The following is a 20,455-nucleotide window of genomic DNA, read 5'->3' as shown; positions in this document are numbered from 1 at the left end:
TTACGGCTTATTCGTAGGTACTATTTAAGTGCATCCCACGTAGCTTGGATATAATCGCCGACTTCTTTAGCGGATTTCCCCCCCGTGTAATCAACCATTCCAGTCCAAAAGGCACCAGCACCAATCTTACCCGGCATTAGATCTGAACCATCAAAACGAAAGGTCGTGGCGTCAAGTAGAATTTGACCTTGCTTTTTGAGTGTCTCATTGGCGTAAGCATTAACATTTACCCCCTTATAGGGTGTTAAGAAGCCTGATTGTGCCATCCAAATTTCATGCGCTATTGGGGTTTGTAAGAAAGCAATAAAGGCTTGTGTTGCTTTTGAGTCATCAGTAATTCCCCACATAGTACCTGCACCAAGTACCGGTTTACCGAGATCTTTAGAAGCATAAGCAGGGAAATAAAAGAAGTCTGCGTCTTCTCCTAACTGCGTACCTTCAGGAAAGAAACTAGGAATAAATGATGCTTGTCTGTGCATATAACATTTTGCAGGAGAACTGAATAAACCACGTGGGCTTTCTCGGAAATCAGACGTTGCTACCGCGCGCGCACCACCCTCAACAAATTTATCATTGCCAGCAAACCAACCAAATTCATCAATAGCCTGCAGCACTTTGGGATCATTAAACTTAAGATCATTGCTTACCCAGCGATCATAATCTTCAGGTGTCTGCGTTCTTAACATTAAGTCTTCAACCCAATCCGTAGCAGGCCAGCCTGTTGCCCCACCACTGCCTAAACCAATACACCAAGGTGTTCCGCCATCTGTAACAATCTGTTTCGTTAATGTTTTTAATGCTTCCATGGTTTGTGGTACTTCATAACCTGAATCTTCGAAATTCTCGGGTACAAACCAAACCAACGATTTTAAATCTACTTTATAGAAGAAACCAAATAGGTGTTGGTCGCCTTTTTTATCTGCAAAGGTGCCTAAATCCACCCAAGAAGAACCTGCTGCATAATTATCTTTAACCCATTTCTCTGTTTCAGTATTAAGTGGCGATAAAAAACCTTTTGATGCAAGGTCTGCCGCTAGACCCGGTTGAGGAAATATAGCAATATTAGGGGCACTACCTGCTTGTACATCAATAACAATTTGCTGTTCGAAGGAATCTGAGCCTGCATACTCAACTGTGGCACCCGTTGCTGCTTCAAAATAAGCGATCACACTTTCAACCAGTTTCTTATCTGCACCTAACCATGGACCTTTAATGGTTATTTTTTCACCCTTAAGATCAATTTGTTTTTTAAACTGATCATAACTTGCCCAATTAAAGGTTTTATCTTCACCGGGTTGGTACTTTAGGTCCGTAGCAAAAACTGAAGAGCTGCTAAAAATAGCGAGTAAAATTGCGCCATTGAGTATGGTTTTATTCATCTTCCTGTCACTCCATTTTAATAAAAAGAAACATCTGATTTAGCATGTTATATTTCAAAAATATAAGACGTAATAATAGTCAACAACGGCGATAAGGTTTTATTGCTGTACAAATATTGAGCGCAATAACGCTTTTTGAGGTGAACTATGTATTCGGTTGGTGATATTAATCACTTGTTTTGTGAATATTTAGTGAGTTAGGTTAATTATTTATCAATTAGATTTAGACTGTAGTGAGTTCTTCAATTTATATATCAACGATCATCGCGTTATAAGTCATTTAAAAAAGCTTATACATAAGGAATAAAGATGGCAGAAACAATCACGAAAAAGTGGTGGCACAACTGTGTTGTCTATCAAATCTATCCACGTAGTTTTAAGGATAGTAACGGCGATGGTATAGGCGATATCCAAGGGATTATTAGTAAACTAGATTATATTCAATCGCTGGGGGTAAATGTAATTTGGTTAAGTCCCGTTAATCAGTCACCAATGGATGATAACGGCTATGATATTTCTGATTATTATAACATTGCACCTGAATTCGGCAGTATGGATGATATGGAGTTATTGATTACAGAATCAAATAAACGCAATATTAAAATTTTAATGGATCTTGTTATTAATCATACCTCAGATGAACACCCTTGGTTTATCGAATCAAAAAGTAGTGTAAATAACCCTAAACGTGATTGGTATATATGGAAAGAGCCTAAACCAGATGGTAGTGAACCCAACAACTGGGAGTCATTCTTTACACCTAAAGCCTGGGAGTTTGATGATTTAACTCAGCAATTTTATTTACATCTGTTTAGTAAAAAACAACCCGATTTAAATTGGGCAAATCCTGAAGTACGTGAAGCCATCCACGCTGTTTTACACTTTTGGCTTAAAAAAGGGATTGGCGGCTTTCGAATGGATGTCATAAATATGATTGGTAAACCTGACGATTTTCCCGATGCGACTATTTTTGATGAAGGTGTATCTGGCTGGGAACATTGGGCAAACAACCTATTATGTCATCAATACCTGCGTGAGATAAACGATAAAGTATTATCTCATTACGATGTAATGACAGTGGCTGAAACACCGTTTACCAGTACATTAGATGGTCGTTATTATTCGCACCCTGCTCGTAACGAAGTGAGTATGATCTTTCATTTTGAGCACATGAGTATCGACAGAGAGGAACATAACGCGGTCAGGAAACCTTTTGATCTTAGAGAATATAAAGAGATCATGAGTCGCTGGCAAAAAGACCTTTATCAAAAGGGATGGAATAGCCTGTATTGGAGTAATCATGACCAACCGCGAACAGTATCGCGTTTTGGCTGTGATAACGAGCAGTATCGTACCATTAGTGCAAAAATGTTGGGGACGATTACACATATGATGAGTGGCACACCTTATGTATACCAGGGTGAAGAACTTGGCATGACCAATAAAGTATTCACCGATATTGAGCAATTTAATGATCTGATGGCTAAGTTTCATTATCAGAAAATACTCGCTAGTGGTCGTAGCGAAAAACAGGCTATCGATTTCTTAAACTACTTCTCACGGGATCATGCCCGTCTTCCGATGCAATGGGATAACACGGCTAATGGAGGGTTTACTACAGGCAAGCCATGGCTAGCACTCAACAACAATTTTGCGACAGTGAATGTACAGGCAGAAATAAACAACAAAGATTCTATCTTCAATTATTATCAGCGGCTCATTACACTTAGAAAATCTAACAAATATGGTGAAGTGATTACCTATGGTGATTATCAAGCGCTTGATGTAAACGATGCTGAAGTATTCGCCTATCGACGTTGTTACCACGAGTACACACTCTTAATTATTTGTAACTTTAGTGATCATACTTTGCAACGTAATTATGCTGGAGAAATTAAAGAGTTTATCTTAGGGAATTATGCCAATGTACCAACTTGCTTAGAAGATTTAACGCTTAAGCCTTATCAGGCGTTTATATTCGAGATTAGATGATTAATAGAGATGATATTATTGGTCAACTTACGCCTTGAATTAAGTTGTTTTTCCTAGGCAAAATTTAGATCACATACTGAATGTAATTGGTATTAAATAAAAAGAGCAACCAAGGTTGCTCTTTTTATTTACATAACAATTAAAGACTAGTTACTTTTTTTCTCTAATGCTTTGAGCATACTCCTCGTGACTAAGGTAACGCCTTTATCAGTGACACGAAAACCATTTGCAATATCCTGCTCTTTATCATGGCCAATCGTCAAACCTGCTGGCACATTACATTTACTGTCAAGAATAACGCGTTTTAATTTACAATTTTCGCCTACATCACTTTCATGCAGTAATACCGACTCTTCGATAAGGCTATATGAGTGTACATGTACACTCGAATACAATAACGATTTACGTATGGTGGAACCAGAGATGATACAGCCACCTGATACGGTTGAATCTAATGCCATACCACGGCGTTCGTCATTATCAAAAATGAACTTTGCAGGGGGTAGCTGCTCTTGATAAGTCCAAATCGGCCATGCTTTATCGTAAAGGTCAAGCTGAGGCTCAGGAGAGACAAGTTCCATATTAGCTTCCCAAAAAGAATCTAATGTACCCACATCACGCCAATAAGGTTGATTTTCACTATCAGGGTCTTTGAATGCATAAGCATAGACGTCATTTTCCTTGATAATTGAAGGGATAATATCATGACCAAAATCATGCGTAGAACCTTCTGTCCCATCGTCTTTTAACAATTGATTGAATAGAAAATCTGCATTAAAGAGATAATTACCCATAGAGGCTAAACAAGTACCTGGTTTACCTGGCACTTCATTTGGTTGTTCAGGTTTTTCATCAAAGGCCATCACTTTATTTTTTGCATTAACAGTCAACACACCAAAGCTACCCGCAGCTTCCTCTGTTGCCGCTTCAAGACAGCAAACGGTCATATCGGCATTGTTAGCGACATGCTCAGCTATCAAAGTACCATAATCCATGCGATAAACATGATCGCCAGATAACACTAATACGTATTTGGGATTGTGTGATTGAATGATATCCATGTTCTGATAAACAGCATCAGCTGTACCCACATACCAATCTTCACCATTTTGCTGTGATGCTGGTAAAACTTCAACAAACTCTTTTGCCTTAAAGCTGCCCCAACCACGGCTTATATGACGAATTAAAGAGTGAGATTTATATTGTGTTGCTATGCCTACGCGGTTAATGCCAGAATTTATACAGTTTGATAAAGGGAAATCAATAATACGGAACTTACCACCAAAATAAACAGCGGGTTTTGCTCGAGAGTCAGTTAGTTCATATAAACGGCTACCACGGCCACCAGCTAAAACTAATGCATAGGTATCTTTGGTTAAATTACTAATGTGACGGTCGGTACTATGGTGCATATAAATCTCCTGAGAGGAATTTTTCAAAGGGAAACAAGAATAGGGTTTCATTAGTAAATACAAATAAAAAACTATTATTGCAGAGTAACTTTTCAAATAAATGACAAAGGCATTTATATTGAATAAGTTTGTTGCTAAGAAGTTAGATTAAAGAGCGTAAATCAGCGTTTAAATCGTCATCAATGAGTAAATACTATAATGAATTAATTGCAGCTGTCGCGATAGGCAGATCACGCTATGTCTATCTGTGTACTCAAGGTGGGGATTATTAACGAATAATGAGAAGCTGAGCCGAATGATAATGAGTATTGATGATAAACATTATCAACAATGTATTTTATCTTTCAATATTACGAGTAAAAAAGTGCAAATAAGTATCTAAAGTCGAGCAGGTTCTACCATATCCTTTATAAAATACTTGTCTTATCACAGTCCACCAGCACTGTGATAAGACAAGCATGATTATTCAAAATAATATTACATAGTTAATAATATCAAAACTGATTACACTTTTACTGTGCAGCAGTCATTGCACCGAACATAATACTGTGGATGGATGTATTATCAATTGAGCGTGCATGCACAACATCGCTGTTCAACCCCCAAGCCATCATTGGTACAGGTACATTCGTATGACTACCCCATTTCCAACTAACATCCGGGATATTACCAGCACCATTTGTTTTAATAAGCGCTAAACCGCCAGTTTCATGATCGGCAGTGACAATAACCATCGTATCATCACGTTGTACGGACCAATCAACAGCATGTTTAACTGAGTCATCAAATTTAAGTGTTTCATGAATCATACGTTTTTCATCATTTATATGTGCCGCAAAATCAATTTGTGAGCCTTCTACCATTAAGAAAAAGCCATTAGGGTTACGTGACAGAATATCTATTGCAATCTCTGTCATCCTTTCAATCTGCGGGATGTCTAAGCTTTCATAACTCCAATCATTCGCTTCTTGTGAATCACTTGGCACGACATAAGGGATTTCATCGATTCCAAAAATACCTGCAAACTTAATCTCCGCATTTGGATCATTAATTGGCAGATCATCCATTTTAGTCATCAAGTCAGTATGGTTGCGAACAACAATGTAGTTGTTCGCTGCAGCATCACGACTTATCACATCGATATTGTCCACTTGTTTGCTACCACATAATGCTACATTAGGTTGAACATCATAAAACATGCTTTGAGAAAGCTGCGTAAAATCATTTCTGTTTTGACCATGTGCAGTAAACGCAGCAGGAGTTGCATGCACGCAATGAGAAGTGGCAACAACCCCCACTGATTTACCCATTTTTTGGGCTGATTCAAGAATAGTTTTAAGATCAGAACCATCACCAGGGATAGCTTGCGATATAACACCAGAGTTTACCTTATAACCTGTTGCCATAGCAGACGCAGCTGCTGCAGAATCAGTATAATAGTGTTCACCTAAGCCAGCTAGATGCTCATGTCCCAATGTATCAGCACTAGCTGTATTTATCTGGCCTTGATGAATTCCTGATTCAAGAAATAATGTTTCACCTTTGTAAGCACGTGTTACATTAATTTGGCCGTATCCCATACCATCACCAATCATTAAAATTACGTTTTTAGTTTTTTCCATACTGACAACATCTACATCATGGCTATCTGTTGATTGAGAGTCGAGTTCTTTATTGATTGTTAATGTGACTTTATAGTTACCTTGCTCATCTGCTGTTGCAATTTGTCTTGAAGTAGAATCCAATTGTTTGTCATCATCTTCTAGTGATACGTTAACCGCATCGTCAGAGGAAGTTTCCCATTCATAACTTTGGGCAAAGGTACTACCATCAGCACCAATACTTATGGGGTTATCAATGGTTGTTAATTTATTGTAACCAGACACCGCATTAACCTTAGCAATAGAAACGGGTACACCAATCTGACCATCACCCAATACAGATATACCTACTATGTAACTTCCTGCTTCAACGCTGGCATGAATCAAACCACCAGGGTAAGTTGTCAGTGCAGATGCCCCTTCTTTTAGGTCTACAAGTTGATTTTTTAGTGAACCATAGGTTAATAACTTATCATCTAATTCCTGTGTAATATTAAATTGTATGTCAGTCTGTTGGGCAAATGAAACTTTGACTTGATAATTACCAGCACCAATATATTTAAAAACATAATCATCATGTTGCTCCCAATCAGTGAAACTACCAACTAAGTACATTGGTGTAGATAGATTGTCGACGTCTTGTTCAGTAATATTCTCTATGTAGAGCGTTGGGTTATCAGTACTTACACTGGCATCTAGTGTAAATCGAAATACTTGTTCCTGCCCATTTACAACAATATCCATATTTTGGTTTTCAAATTCATCGTATTTACGCTGTAACTCGTAAATGGTATCTACCGAGACACTGTTATCCGCACTTTGAGCAATCGCTAGATCACGTTGGTCACTCCATTGTGGATCGGAAATTTTAAAAGAATAAGAGCCGGATTCCATACTAAATAATGCAATGTGGGCACCCTCTCCCTGATAATGAAGTTGCGCATCAGGACGGGCTGACCAACTATTCATCGAACCTTTAATATACAAGCGACAGTCTTTTCCAGGGTTGTCATCTATTTCTTCACTGCTACAAGCATAAGGACCTGTATCAATACTATCTGCAATTTCTCGATCTACTTCACGATCGATATACTCTTTATCATTACTATTACAACCTGCTAATACCAACAGGCTTATTGTCGACACTGAAAAAAAAAGGTTTTTAGTTTTAAACATCCGTTATTCTCACTTGCGTTATTAAAGAGCCAGTAAAGTAACAACCAAATATGACAAAAACGTGACATAAGTTACGTAACATGCTGATATAAAACAATTAAATCTACGCCTTTATCATTATTTTCTACGCCCCTAATGGTCTAAGTTACTACGCCCATAAGAGATTTAACTGCTATAGATCAATAGGATATAAATTTCGACATTAAATGTCTTGGTGAGGTAAATGTTTAACTTAAAGATATAATAATATTGTAAAAGAGGAGTAAAATCGCAGAAACAAACGCAGTATTATAAATTAATGTAAATAGATGAGTGAATTGCTCTGTTCATCTCACCGTTGATGTTGAGATGAACAGAGTTAAATTAATGCTTGCGGCTAACCAATAAAATTAACCATATACTAAATTAGGTAACCAAGTGGCTAAGCTTGGGTAATAAGCCAGTAAACCAATTACGACTATTTGTATGGCAATAAATGGAATAACGCCGCGGTAAATCTGTGGCGTTGAAACCGAGTCTGGGGCAACCCCACGCAGATAAAACAGTGAGAACCCAAAGGGAGGTGTCAAAAATGAGGTTTGTAGGTTTAAGGCAATCATAATACCTAACCAAATAGGATCGATCCCCATACTCAAAAGGATTGGTGCAACAATAGGTATAACAACAAACGTTATTTCAATAAAGTCGAGAAAGAATCCAAGTAAAAACATCACTAACATGACTAAAAATAGCGCAGAAAACATACCCCCGGGTAAATTAGTCAAAAAATCACGTACAAGATCATCCCCGCCGAAGCCACGAAATACAAGAGAGAAAATTGAAGCGCCGATTAAAATCATGAACACCATTGCAGTTACTTCGGTAGTGCTACGCAATACTTGCTGTAATACTGAAAAATTTAACGTTTTCTTAAATTTTGCTAAAACAATAGCGCCAACCGAGCCGACAGATGCAGCTTCTGTAGGTGTTGCAATCCCCCCTAGAATTGAACCCAGTACCAATACAATCAAACCAATAGGTGGGATTAATACGGTTAGTACTTGCATCCATAATTCACGACTTACTTTACGCTCATCCTCTGGAATTGGCGGTACTTTGTTAGGTGCCACTAGTGCGATTATGATGATATACAATGCATACAGACCAACTAACAATATGCCTGGAATCAATGCTCCTAAAAACAGATCACCTACCGTGACACTTTCAGGAGCGAAAATGCCTTGGTCTAATTGAGCTTGTTGATAGGCAGATGAGATTACATCACCCAATAACACTAATACAATTGATGGGGGGATTATTTGCCCTAAGGTGCCCGATGCACAGATAACGCCAGTAGCGACTTGTGGTGAATAACCACGCTTTAACATGGTAGGTAACGCTAACAAGCCCATTGTAACAACCGTCGCACCAACAATGCCTGTACTCGCGGCTAATAACATACCAACAATCAACACCGACAAACCTAAGCCACCGGGTTTACCGCCAAAGACTTGCCCCATTGTATCGAGTAACTCTTCTGCTATTTTAGACTTTTCTAGCATCACGCCCATAAATACAAATAGGGGGATAGCAATTAAGAGTTCATTGGAAAGAATACCCTGAATACGATTTGGGATAGCTTCAAGGAATACGCTATCGAACGTGCCAGTCATATAACCTATTAAGGCAAATAGGAGACCTGATCCTGCTAAAGCAAAAGCGACAGGATAACCGACTAATAATATGATAAAAGCAAAGGCGAATAATAATAGTGGTAGCAATTCAATCATAATCCATGCTCCTCTTGATGTGTGTCTAATGCTTCAACTTGCTTTTCATAACCTTTGATGACCAATATTGCTTTTAACGTTTCAGCAATACCTTGAATGATCATTAATGCTGGCATTAATAAAATGGTAGATTTAAACAAGTAACGCGCATCAATTCCTCCCGCTTCTTGTGAACCTTCTAATACACGCCATGAAGCGGCTACATATTCCCAAGCAATAAAAAAGATAAACAAACAGGTCGGGAGTAATAAGAAAAGAAAACCGAATAAATTAACCCATGCTTGCTTTTTAGCACTTGCAGGTCGATAAAAAATGTCAACACGTACATGCCCACCTTTTAACAACGTATAACCTGCACCGAGCATAATGACGTAGTTGTGAAAATAAGTGATCGATTCCTGCAAAAAGACAGAACCGGTATTAAAAAGATAACGCATGACAACGACAATGAATGTAACTAATACAATCGCGAGTACAAACCAAGAAACAAAACGGCCAGTCCAGTCACTAAAACGATTGATGTTTTTGATTAGGTTGATGACTACAGGGGATGGTGTATCCATACACATTTCTCTATTTACAAAAAATGGGACTATGTCTTAAATAGCCCTATAAAAAAGAACAGCTAATCCATTAGGTGATTGGATTAGCTGATTTATCGGAACTACTCAGGGTTTCTTGCATTCAAGTAGGATTGCTCTGAGATAGCGTGCCATTTAATCACTTGGTCACGATAGGCTTTATAAGAAGCATAAACCTTTTTACTCATTTCATCTTTTTGTGCTTCTTCCATAACAACTTCAGCTGATAGTGCCTTTAACTGTGTTATGACATCTTTCGGGAACGGTAATAGCTCTACCCCTCCTTTATTAACCAATTGCTCAAGAGCAGCATTGTTTCGCGTAGTGTAATCTGCCAGCATGTTAGCATTGGCAACTTTAGTTGCATTTAACACAATTGATTGTAAATCTTTTGGTAGCGCTTCTAATGCTTTCTTATTAATTAGCACTTCCATTGTTGAACCTGGCTCATGCCATCCTGGATAATAATAGTATTTTGCGGCTTTATTAAGGCCAAATGCAAGATCGTTATAAGGACCTACCCACTCTGTTGCATCGATGGTACCTGATTGTAATGCAGGAAAAATTTCACTACCTGGTAATAAGACCGGCGTACCGCCTGCTCGTTTTAACACTTCACCACCTAAACCGGGAATACGCATCTTCAAACCTTTAAGGTCTGCGAGACTATCAATACGCTTATTAAACCAGCCCCCCATTTGCACACCAGTATTACCTGCAGGCATTGGAACAATACCAAAGGGTTCGTAAGCTTCATGCCATAACGCTAATCCACCACCATTGTATATCCAACCATTCATCTCTTGAGCGGTTAACCCAAAAGGCACCGCAGTGAAGAACTGCCCTGCAGGCACTTTACCTTTCCAGTAATAGCCTGCACCGTGGCCTAATTCTGCTGTACCACGAGAGACTGCATCAAACGTTTCTAACGCCCCTACAAGTTCTTTTGCCCCATATACTTTGACTTGAATACGGCCGGCACTCATTTCATTAATTAATGCTGCTAACTCATTTGCCCCAGTACCTAAACCAGGAAAGTTTTTTGGCCAAGTGGTCACCATTTTCCATTTATGCTCCGCTTTTGCAGCATTGGCTACAAACGGGGTAAAAAGTGTTCCTGCAATAGACAAACCTATTGCTAAATGTTTGACTAACTTTTTTAACTGCATTCTGTTCTCCTTGATAGTAGCGATGCCACATAACGACATGTTAATAATTTATAAAATTAACCTATTACAATAAGTCACTATGATGTTAATCAATTGTTACCAACTAGCAAATTAATCGATTGATTTTTCATCGTTTATACTCTGTTTTTTGACATAGACCCAGTTAGTATATTAAATTTGACGGCGGTCACTTTATGTTGAATGTAGAAAATGTGGCTGATTAATTGAGCTAACATTAATAGTAGATAATCTAAAATGTCGTAACAGATATATTAATAATAAGTGTAAATATAAAATGTAAATGCTAAGCATGTGCTAAATTTTAAGTTAACTAGGTAGCGCATTGTTAATAAAACAAAACCACACTGGCAGGCGGGATCTTTATTTTGTTTTTAATTGACTTTTATTTATGGGTGATTAAGATGGTTAAAACATTGATTGATATTATATTAATGTTGGCTATTACAGGGAGAGTATTATGCATACGTGTAAATATTGTGGGGAGCCGTTGCCTATTTTAAAGCATCATCGCTCACTAAAAGAACGGTTATTTACCCATAGAAATGAAGAAAAATATAAATGTGTCAATTGTCAGAAAATGACTTTTAAGGCGGTTAAATTTAATGAAGCTTTAGATTGATTATTATTAATTATTATTAAAATGTTTTAACACTTTCTAAAATACCTGAAGCTCCAAGGCTTTATTTTGCATGAACATTAGCCAAGCATTGAAATTAATCGTTATCAACACCTAGCTAATATATAACCTATCAAGTTAAAAGGTTTGTCACTTCTTCACATCATTATCAACACTTGGCTGATCACTTAACACTTCAGCAAGTGTTGTGCGACATAAATGCCCTTCTACTTCACCCTCAGCATTTAATACGGGTAATGGATGCTCATTATCAATCATGTCTGGAATAACACTTTCAAGCAAAGCATCACTTTGAACAGAAGGAACATCTTCAAGTAATGAGGCATCGATGACATTATCGTATTCACCCTTTTCTACATTCTCTAGTGTCTCTTGAGTAATTAATCCACGATAGCCGTCATCATTAACAACGTAGCCATAATCTTGTTTTGATTTACGCATTTGTAACACTGCTTCACCAATTGTTTCGGAAGAGATACGGCATATTTGCGGTTGCATTACCGTTTCTACGGTTAAGGCGCGAGCACGATTGACATCTTTTACGAATGCTTCTACATAGTCATCAACAGGGTTAAGTAAAATATCTACAGGCTCCCCCTGTTGGACTAATATACCATCGCGCAAAATTGCAATTTTATCGCCAATACGTAACGCTTCATCGAGATCATGGGTAATAAATACAATTGTTTTATGTAATTTATCTTGCAACTCGATGAGTTGATCCTGCATCTCACTCCGTATTAACGGATCAAGTGCAGAAAAGGCTTCATCCATTAATAAGATATCCGCATCAGTACATAAGGCACGAGCAAGACCTACACGTTGCTGTTGTCCACCAGATAATTGCGCCGGATACTGATTTGCATAACCATTCAGTCCAACAGTATTTAACCATTCAGTTGCTTTATCTTCACGAACATCTTTTGCAATACCTTGAACCTGTAACCCGTAACCAATATTTTGTAGTACAGTACGGTGAGGTAACAAACCAAAACGTTGAAATACCATTGACATTTTATTTCGGCGAAAACCTTGGAGCTCTTTTTCATCAAGCTTCATGACATCACTACCTGCAATTTCAATTTCACCCGCAGTTGGTTCTATTAAGCGATTAAAATGACGGATTAATGTCGATTTACCTGAGCCTGAAAGCCCCATAATCACGAATATTTCACCAGGATAAATATCTAAGTTGATATTTGATAAGCCTACAGTATGACCTGTTTCTTCTAAAATTTGCTCTTTGCTTTTACCCGCTTTAACTTGCTCAAGTACCTTTTTCTCATTTTTCCCAAATATTTTGTACAAGTTTTTAATACGCATCAATGGTACTTTATTTTCATTGTCGCTCATTATTCATTACCTCCAAAATTTTGCAGTGTACGCTTTGCATAACTTTGAGATAGTCGGTCAAAAATGATCGCAATTGCGACAATCGCCAATCCATTCAGCAAGCCTAATGTGAAATATTGATTAGTAATCGATTTTAACACCGGTTGCCCTAGTCCTTTAACACCAATCATCGACGCAATAACAACCATAGAAAGCGCCATCATAATTGTTTGGTTGATACCTGCCATGATATTAGGCATCGCTAAGGGGATCTGAACACCAAATAAGCGTTGCATAGAATTAGCACCATAAGCAGTAGCAGCTTCTAATACTTCTTTATCTACCAGTCTAATACCAAGATTTGTCAAACGTATAACAGGTGGTATCGCATAAATAATAACCGCAATAACACCCGGAATTTTACCTATTCCTAACAACATAACGACAGGAATCAAGTATACAAATGCTGGCATGGTTTGCATTATATCAAGGATAGGTGTAACAATTGACTGAACCCTGTTAGAACGCGCCATCGCGACGCCTATTGGCACGCCGAGTATAATTGCGAGTAAAGTAGATACGGTAATAATACTCATGGTACGCATCGTATTTTCCCACATTCCTAAAAAACCTATCATGAAAAAAGCGACAACAACACCCAGTGTTAATTTCCATGAACGACTTGCTAGATAAGCAAAAATAGCTAATGCAGCGATCACTAACCACCAAGGACTATTTAACAATAATTTTTCAAACCAAATAAGAAAGCTAAGAAGAGGATCGAAGAAAGCTTCGATATTATCACCATATTCACGTGAGAAGCTACGGTAAGCACCGTCTAGTGTTTTTCTGATATCTAATAATTGGTGACGATCAAGTTGCGGGATTTCCGACAGCCATGACTTGTCTGACATTTTATTTATTTCCTTATAAAAAAAAGCCCAGATAATCTGGGCTTATAGAGATGACTTAATTAAAGTTCTGACAATGCTTTTTTAATTTTCTGTGCCGTTTCCGTATCAACCCATTTTGACCAAGTATCTTCATAATTAGTTAAAAAATGTTCAACCGTATACTCACCATCAGCTTGTTGATCTTCCATCCAAGCTAACAAAATGTTCATTTGTGCGTTACTAAACGAACGCGCTGCAAGATATGACATTGCTTCAGGCGCTCTCTTTGCAAACGCTTCAGTGACAACTGAATCAACTTTTGAAGGTGGGTACATGGTAGGTTTTGGTGTTAAACAATCATTTTGAGTAATACACTCTTTAAAATGTTTGCTGTCAACGTCTGAACCAAAATCAACCTTAACCATTTTATACTTACCCAGAACCGATGTTGGCGCCCAGTAATAACCAAACCATGCTTCTTGGCGTTCATATGCTTTTGCAATTGAACCAGAAAGACCAGCACCTGAACCTGGATCTAATAGTTCAAACCCAGCATCTTCAAGCCCTAATGCAGTAAATAGTTGGCTAGAAGATATTTGACAATTCCAACCTGCAGGACAGCCCATAAATCCAGATTTACTTGGATCTTCAGGATGTTTAAATAGTTTTGCATTGGCTTTAACACCAGCAATAGTTGCAAGCGATGGGTCTTTTTCTACCATATAAGCAGGAACCCAAAATCCTTCTTCACCACCATCTGAAAGCGTTGTACCGGCATAACGAATACGCCCTTCTTGTACCCCTTTATCTAAGGCTTCTTTCATGGAATTACTCCAAAATTCAGGAGCGATATCAGGTTGGCCTTTTTCAATCATAGATGCACCAGTAGGCATAGTATCACCAGGTACTAATTCAGCATCACAATCAAAACCATGTTCAAGTATAAATCTATCGATGTTCGCAATAAGAGTTGCAGAGTTCCAGTTCATATCAGCAATAGTGACTTTTCCACATTCATTAGCATTGGCATTCATAGACAATGATGCACATGCAAGCAATACAGAACTAGAGAGAAATTTACGCATATTAATATCCTTATTAATTTAAATTTAGGGCTAATTATTTATCTTTTACATAACAAGCAATTATATAGGTTACAGCAAACAACCTTGTAATCACAGTACAGGGGAATTTTGCTGTTCGAGAGTAGGTGAACTTGAGGTCATTCAAATTATTTATTAAATTGCAGAAAAACTTGCTAAAACTTGCTCTGACTTGGCTAGAGCATAGGGTTACCCCATAAGCATTATTAAACCAATGGAGTAATAACCACACCTAAATAACAAATAAAAACTGACAAATAAAAGTTAAAATAATTAGAATTAATTCTTTTAAATAATCCTAATTATCATAACTGCCTACATTTACACCGCTTACTAGCTTAGTATTAATACAACAAGTGCGCACAATTTAAACATGATATATGTTCTATCTAAATAATATTGGCTACCTATCGAGCATTTATGTGATACTTACCTTATAAAAACTGACCTGCCGTACCTCGAAAATTTAACCAATGAACATCACAAAATAATATATAACATTCATTTTATTCGTCTTTTATTGTCGACAAAATTAAATTATTCCTATACTGGCTATTAATTTACAACTGGAGATATCATGAATTTAAACCTTAATAATAAAAAAGCGTTGGTAATGGGTGGCAGTACAGGCATCGGAAAAGCGATCGCTTTGTCACTGGTTAATGAGGGTGTCGAAGTATATATTTGCTCTCGTTCTGAGTTAAAACTAAAAGCCTGCTGTGACGAAATTGGTGCCGCTGGATATGAAGTTTGTGATCTGTCAGTACCGCTTGCATCAAAGCAGTTAATTGATAAATTAATAAAAAGAATTGGCCAAATTGACATACTTGTGACCAATACAGGTGGTCCTGAAAAAGGCAGTTTTCTTGAAGTATCGGATCAGCAATGGCAACAGGATTTTCAATCCCTTTGGATGAGCCCTGTTGAGTCAATTAAAACAATACTTCCAATCATGAAATCAAACAATTATGGACGAATAATTTTAGTGACTTCGGTTGCAGCAAAAGAACCGATCGCCGGTTTAACAACCTCAAATGGATTAAGAGCGGGTTTACCCGGTTTAGCGCGATCAATTGCGAACGAGTTTTCAGCTTTTGGGATTACGATCAATTGTCTGTTACCCGGTTACACGAGCACTCAAAGACTAAAATCTTTAAATCTTTCAGATCAAACAATTAAAGCAATGATACCTGCAGGCAGATTAGCTGAACCATCTGAATTAGCTGATTTAGCGACTTTCCTCGCGTCGGAAAAAGGTGCTTATATCACAGGGCAGAGTATCGCAATAGATGGTGGTTTATTAAATGGTCATTAATATTTAAATCAATTTGTAACGACTTAATCAAATTAGCCTCAGACAACAACCTCATTTTATGAGGCTAATCTGCTCGAATATGTTCCTCATATACTTAAATAGTTACTATTTAGAAACGATAACTTCACCATTATTAGAATTATAATAAACATTCAAATCGGGTTGTGCATTATAGGTATAAGTACAGTCAAAATTACGGTTGTATACGGTAGTGAACTCAGTTGAGTCTGTTAAATCGCGTGTATCTTCTGTTTCTGCTCCCGATGAGAGCATTACCGCTCGCCAGACATCGACACAATCAGCTTGTGAGTTTAATGTTTTACTAACACCTCGTGTATCAGCAGGATAACCAAATTCATTAACAGTTAAATACTCGACGTCTGATACTTGAATAAAGTCTTGCACCGCTTGGTTATTGCCACGTATTAACCATGCATAATGTATTTGTCTTACACCCGATTCGAATGCGGCTGCAATACCTGCAAAGGTAGCTTTTTCTGCATCATCCCTTAAATTTAAAAATTTTGGCGCAGCAACTGCCCCTAATATCCCCAATATAATAATCACAATAACTAATTCAATGAGTGTAAAACCACGACTTTTAATCAAACTAACATCCTTTAGATAGATTAAACATGACTACTTAATGAATAAGTAGTCAAATTAATTTTCAGCATAACGACGTAACTTTAATGCGGCGATAAGTAGAAATTATATCTGATTTATTTGTATATTACATTGCAATAATATGTCGAGGTTTTATACAGATCACCATTAAAAGTTATCTTGTTGTTAACCATAAAGCGTGAATAATGCCGGGTACAAAAAAGAAAATTGTTAATATAATATTAATAATTAAATCTTTGCCTACACCATGTTTTAAAAAAACTGCAACAGGTGGTAATAAAAAACAGATAATAATATTGATTAGTTGATTCATTGTACTTCCCTATAATTAAGAGTGATTAAAACTATATTTAATAATTGTAGCAATCAAATTTGTAATTGTTAGCCATTGATTTTAAAATAAGTAGCATCTATTGTTTGATGCTACTTTAAAAGGTTAAACCTTTCCTAACGCCTGTTCGACGTCTGCAATAATATCAGCTATATTTTCAATACCGACTGAGATTCGGATCAATTCTTCACTTACACCCGCCGCTTTTAACTCGTCATTATTTAGTTGACGATGTGTTGTAGAAGCAGGATGACATGCAAGAGATTTAGCATCTCCTATGTTAACTAAGCGTAATATCATGTTTAACGCATCAATGAATTTAGCGCCTCCTTCGGCTCCACCTTTAATACCAAAACTTAAAACTCCAGAAGCCTTTCCGGCACAAATTTTTTGGCATGTTTCGTAGTATTGGCTATTTTCAAGTGCTGCGTAATTTACCCATTCTACTTTTTCATGAGCGGATAAATAGGCTGCCAATTTTTCTGCATTTTCACAATGACGTTCCATGCGTAAACATAAGGTTTCTAAACCTTGCATGATCTGAAATGAGTTCATTGGAGAAATAGCTGCACCGGTATTACGTAAAGGTACGACACGACAACGACCAATATAAGCAGCAGCGCCTAGCGCTTCTGTATAAATGACATCGTGATAAGAAGGATCTGGTTCATTAAGTACGGCAAAGCGTTTTTTATTTGCAACCCAATCAAACTTGCCAGAATCAACAATGATTCCACCGATGGATGTACCATGTCCGCCGATATATTTCGTTAATGAATGTACGACAATGTCTGCACCAAATTCAAATGGGCGACATAAAACCGGCGACGCAACTGTATTATCTACAATCAGTGGTAGACCATGCTTGTGCGCGATGTTGGCTAGTTTCTCTAAATCCACAATATTTCCGGCAGGATTACCGATAGATTCACAAAAAATGGCACGCGTATTATCATCAATAGCATCTTCAAACCCTTGATAATCATCAAAGGAAACCATTCGGCATTCAATACCTTGTTTTGGTAACGAGTGTGCAAAAAGATTATAAGTACCACCATAAAGTTGACTCGTACTCACAATATTTGTGCCCACTTCACAAATACACTGGATGGCATAAGTAATTGCAGACATGCCGGATGCAACTGCAAGCGCTGCTATTCCACCTTCCATCGCTGCAACCCGTTTCTCTAGTACATCGGTTGTTGGGTTCATAATACGTGTATAGATATTACCTGGTACTTTCAGGTCAAAAAGATCTGCGCCATGCTGCGTATCATCAAACGTATAAGAGGTTGTTTGATATATAGGTACTGCGGCCGCTTTAGTCGTTGCTTCTGACTCGTATCCATGATGTAACGCTAATGATTCTAATTGCATAACTATCCTTTTTAATTAACTAAATATGAAAACCGAAGATGATATTACCGATTAATAGCCTTAAATTTTGCGTGTTAGGTTAAATTAATAATGTAATTATTATTTAAAGTATTCGACCATAAACTCAATACATTTCTCAATGGTTAGTTCATCTATCGGTATTTGTGCCGTTGAGCTAATGTCACCCGCTTTATTGCCAAATGCAATGTCGATTTGTTGTGGCTTTTCATCATAGACTAAAAAAACTATCTTTTTATTTAAAGGAATACAATCAACACTAATCGCATCTGCTTTCATTCCTTGCTTGCGAAGAGTTTTATCCATGATGCCAATAACAGTATCTAACTTACTGTTTTTTTCATAAAAAAGATCATTGGATTGGGCAATAATATCTGATAGTGATTTTAATGTTTCTTTCATTAGTTCCGTCTTTTTGAATAGATTAAAATTAAATAATATCATCTTAATCTATTGAATTAGAAGATTATATCGTTTTATTTTTATTCAAAACAAGTATTCCCAATGAAACATTTCTATTAAAAGGTTGATAAACAAACATCACCTGCGAACAATAACTACACACTTCGCTTGTATTTAAGTATATTTTGGTGCGATATTTGACCAACAATTAAATCATTCATTTTATTCATATACACCTCACAGTACCATGTTCACTGGCTGTAAGACTCTTGTGTTTAAAATACATACGCTGTCAGTTGTGTGATTAGGAAAAAACCTATACTTACCTTGCACTTACGTGAATATAAAGCAGGTTAAGATAACACTTTATGCAGTATCCATTAGCTTTTAGGTTAGCTTTTTGACACAATATTTTAAATTAATTATTTAGGTGTTAACTAATGACAATAGAAAAAAGAAGTGACAATAAATTACTTAAGGTCATTATCGTTTCAGTTGGTGTGGTGTTGATTGGAGGTGGGCTTGGTCCTTATCTGATCGATCATTTTTCAGAGGCTGATGTTGTCGAAGATAATAAACAAGTGTCTCATTCAGATGAAATATCAGCAATATCAAATGTGGACCAACAACCCCAAAAATTAGCACAAGTCGTAACAATAAAGCCACCTACCCCGCAAACAAATACAACTACAGAAAATGCTGAACCACTACCCGCTTTACATGAATCAGATCCGTTTGTGTTGCAAAATATAAAGGTTGTAGGTGATACATCACTGATTGTTCAGAATGATATTATTAGTAATGTTGTTGTCTTTATCGATAATTTTTCAAGAGGTGAATTAGTTACTAGTTTCAGTCCGTTGTTAACACCGAGCGAACCATTTTCTATCAAAGAAGTGAAAAACATACTGATTATGGACAGTAAAAGTTATCAACGTTACGATAATTATGCTCAACTTGTCGATAATATTGATGTCGAAAATTTTATTTCCTTATACTCTCAACTAACACCATTGATTGATCAAGCATACCAAGATATTGGTTACGAGAAAGGTAGTTTTCAAGATACCTTTAATAAAGCGATAACGGAAGTGTTGGATACGCCGATCATTCGTTACAACATAGAACTTAACTCCCCTTCAGTTATTTACAAATACGCAGATGAAAATTTAGAAACATTGCCAGATACGCAAAAATTAATGCTTAGAATGGGACCAGATAACTTACAAAAAATACAACTTAAACTTGCACAAATTCAAAATGAATTAGAGCAATTATAACGAGTTACGTTAAGTAAATTAGCATTAATATTGACAGGAT

Annotated in this window: 16 protein-coding genes; 3 read left to right on the top strand and 13 right to left on the bottom strand. The window is 37.1% G+C overall.

The genetic code is table 11. From position 1 onward, the window contains the following. Positions 1-20: 20 nt before the first annotated feature. Positions 21-1,379 (bottom strand): ABC transporter substrate-binding protein, encoded by a 1,359-nt coding sequence (locus QQK09_RS17555; RefSeq protein ID WP_284205479.1) that lies wholly within the window; start codon positions 1,377-1,379, stop codon positions 21-23. Positions 1,380-1,688: 309 nt separating this feature from the next. Between QQK09_RS17555 and QQK09_RS17550 the strand changes: the two genes are divergently transcribed. Further along, positions 1,689-3,371: a glycoside hydrolase family 13 protein gene (locus QQK09_RS17550; protein ID WP_284205478.1), complete on the top strand. Its 1,683-nt coding sequence runs from the start codon at positions 1,689-1,691 to the stop codon at positions 3,369-3,371. A 146-nt stretch (positions 3,372-3,517) separates the two neighbouring features. Here QQK09_RS17550 and glgC read toward each other — a convergent pair whose 3' ends face one another. From glgC to QQK09_RS17510, 8 genes are all read right to left on the bottom strand, one after another. Further along, the gene (gene glgC / locus QQK09_RS17545; protein ID WP_284205476.1) at positions 3,518-4,783 is read right to left on the bottom strand and encodes a glucose-1-phosphate adenylyltransferase; all 1,266 of its coding nucleotides are present in this window, start codon (positions 4,781-4,783) and stop codon (positions 3,518-3,520) included. Positions 4,784-5,295: 512 nt separating this feature from the next. Then, positions 5,296-7,560: an alkaline phosphatase gene (locus tag QQK09_RS17540; RefSeq protein ID WP_284205475.1), complete on the bottom strand. Its 2,265-nt coding sequence runs from the start codon at positions 7,558-7,560 to the stop codon at positions 5,296-5,298. Positions 7,561-7,949: 389 nt separating this feature from the next. Beyond that, positions 7,950-9,326: a TRAP transporter large permease gene (locus QQK09_RS17535; protein WP_284205530.1), complete on the bottom strand. Its 1,377-nt coding sequence runs from the start codon at positions 9,324-9,326 to the stop codon at positions 7,950-7,952. Further along, complete coding sequence (locus QQK09_RS17530; RefSeq protein WP_284205474.1) at positions 9,326-9,892, bottom strand: TRAP transporter small permease subunit; 567 nt, start codon at positions 9,890-9,892, stop codon at positions 9,326-9,328. Before QQK09_RS17530 ends, QQK09_RS17535 begins: the two co-directional genes overlap by 1 nt. 101 nt (positions 9,893-9,993) lie before the next feature. Continuing rightward, on the bottom strand, positions 9,994-11,079 hold the full coding sequence (locus QQK09_RS17525; RefSeq protein ID WP_284205473.1) for a TRAP transporter substrate-binding protein: 1,086 nt from the start codon (positions 11,077-11,079) through the stop codon (positions 9,994-9,996). A gap of 787 nt (positions 11,080-11,866) precedes the next feature. Beyond that, entirely contained in the window at positions 11,867-13,090 is a 1,224-nt protein-coding gene (locus tag QQK09_RS17520) for a quaternary amine ABC transporter ATP-binding protein (RefSeq protein WP_284205472.1), read from the bottom strand. Beyond that, entirely contained in the window at positions 13,090-13,983 is an 894-nt protein-coding gene (locus QQK09_RS17515; protein WP_284205471.1) for an ABC transporter permease, read from the bottom strand. Before QQK09_RS17515 ends, QQK09_RS17520 begins: the two co-directional genes overlap by 1 nt. A gap of 59 nt (positions 13,984-14,042) precedes the next feature. After that, positions 14,043-15,047: an ABC transporter substrate-binding protein gene (locus tag QQK09_RS17510; RefSeq protein WP_284205470.1), complete on the bottom strand. Its 1,005-nt coding sequence runs from the start codon at positions 15,045-15,047 to the stop codon at positions 14,043-14,045. A 595-nt stretch (positions 15,048-15,642) separates the two neighbouring features. Here QQK09_RS17510 and QQK09_RS17505 point away from each other — a divergent pair. Then, the gene (locus tag QQK09_RS17505; RefSeq protein WP_284205469.1) at positions 15,643-16,380 is read left to right on the top strand and encodes an SDR family oxidoreductase; all 738 of its coding nucleotides are present in this window, start codon (positions 15,643-15,645) and stop codon (positions 16,378-16,380) included. 105 nt (positions 16,381-16,485) lie between these two features. Here QQK09_RS17505 and QQK09_RS17500 read toward each other — a convergent pair whose 3' ends face one another. The 4 genes from QQK09_RS17500 to QQK09_RS17485 all read right to left on the bottom strand — a co-directional run bounded on the left by QQK09_RS17500 (position 16,486) and on the right by QQK09_RS17485 (position 19,135). Next, positions 16,486-16,989, bottom strand: coding sequence for a prepilin-type N-terminal cleavage/methylation domain-containing protein (locus QQK09_RS17500; protein WP_284205468.1), 504 nt, complete (start codon positions 16,987-16,989; stop codon positions 16,486-16,488). A 172-nt stretch (positions 16,990-17,161) separates the two neighbouring features. Next, a complete protein-coding gene (locus QQK09_RS17495) occupies positions 17,162-17,320 on the bottom strand; it encodes a YqaE/Pmp3 family membrane protein (protein ID WP_284205467.1) in 159 nt (52 codons plus the stop codon). 123 nt (positions 17,321-17,443) lie between these two features. After that, a complete protein-coding gene (locus QQK09_RS17490) occupies positions 17,444-18,715 on the bottom strand; it encodes an O-acetylhomoserine aminocarboxypropyltransferase/cysteine synthase family protein (protein WP_284205466.1) in 1,272 nt (423 codons plus the stop codon). A gap of 99 nt (positions 18,716-18,814) precedes the next feature. Next, positions 18,815-19,135 (bottom strand): hypothetical protein, encoded by a 321-nt coding sequence (locus QQK09_RS17485; RefSeq protein WP_284205465.1) that lies wholly within the window; start codon positions 19,133-19,135, stop codon positions 18,815-18,817. A 440-nt stretch (positions 19,136-19,575) separates the two neighbouring features. On the opposite strand from QQK09_RS17485, the gene QQK09_RS17480 reads away from it, so the two are divergent. Next, complete coding sequence (locus QQK09_RS17480; RefSeq protein WP_284205464.1) at positions 19,576-20,415, top strand: DUF3014 domain-containing protein; 840 nt, start codon at positions 19,576-19,578, stop codon at positions 20,413-20,415. Positions 20,416-20,455: the final 40 nt, after the last annotated feature.

It is taken from the genome of Psychromonas marina (genome assembly GCF_030161115.1).
Classification (GTDB): domain Bacteria; phylum Pseudomonadota; class Gammaproteobacteria; order Enterobacterales; family Psychromonadaceae; genus Psychromonas; species Psychromonas marina.
The sequence above is the reverse complement of the archived record's forward strand: the minus strand, read 5'-3'. Positions and strand labels throughout refer to the sequence as shown.

What these genes read in the sequence shown, in the direction of transcription:
- QQK09_RS17485 (WP_284205465.1), bottom strand. Translation starts at nt 19,135, where the DNA reads ATGAAAGAAACATTAAAATCACTATCAGATATTATTGCCCAATCCAAT.
- glgC (WP_284205476.1), bottom strand. Translation starts at nt 4,783, where the DNA reads ATGCACCATAGTACCGACCGTCACATTAGTAATTTAACCAAAGATACC.
- QQK09_RS17555 (WP_284205479.1), bottom strand. Translation starts at nt 1,379, where the DNA reads ATGAATAAAACCATACTCAATGGCGCAATTTTACTCGCTATTTTTAGC.
- QQK09_RS17540 (WP_284205475.1), bottom strand. Translation starts at nt 7,560, where the DNA reads ATGTTTAAAACTAAAAACCTTTTTTTTTCAGTGTCGACAATAAGCCTG.
- QQK09_RS17480 (WP_284205464.1), top strand. Translation starts at nt 19,576, where the DNA reads ATGACAATAGAAAAAAGAAGTGACAATAAATTACTTAAGGTCATTATC.
- QQK09_RS17510 (WP_284205470.1), bottom strand. Translation starts at nt 15,047, where the DNA reads ATGCGTAAATTTCTCTCTAGTTCTGTATTGCTTGCATGTGCATCATTG.
- QQK09_RS17505 (WP_284205469.1), top strand. Translation starts at nt 15,643, where the DNA reads ATGAATTTAAACCTTAATAATAAAAAAGCGTTGGTAATGGGTGGCAGT.
- QQK09_RS17525 (WP_284205473.1), bottom strand. Translation starts at nt 11,079, where the DNA reads ATGCAGTTAAAAAAGTTAGTCAAACATTTAGCAATAGGTTTGTCTATT.
- QQK09_RS17530 (WP_284205474.1), bottom strand. Translation starts at nt 9,892, where the DNA reads ATGGATACACCATCCCCTGTAGTCATCAACCTAATCAAAAACATCAAT.
- QQK09_RS17515 (WP_284205471.1), bottom strand. Translation starts at nt 13,983, where the DNA reads ATGTCAGACAAGTCATGGCTGTCGGAAATCCCGCAACTTGATCGTCAC.
- QQK09_RS17520 (WP_284205472.1), bottom strand. Translation starts at nt 13,090, where the DNA reads ATGAGCGACAATGAAAATAAAGTACCATTGATGCGTATTAAAAACTTG.
- QQK09_RS17490 (WP_284205466.1), bottom strand. Translation starts at nt 18,715, where the DNA reads ATGCAATTAGAATCATTAGCGTTACATCATGGATACGAGTCAGAAGCA.
- QQK09_RS17550 (WP_284205478.1), top strand. Translation starts at nt 1,689, where the DNA reads ATGGCAGAAACAATCACGAAAAAGTGGTGGCACAACTGTGTTGTCTAT.
- QQK09_RS17495 (WP_284205467.1), bottom strand. Translation starts at nt 17,320, where the DNA reads ATGAATCAACTAATCAATATTATTATCTGTTTTTTATTACCACCTGTT.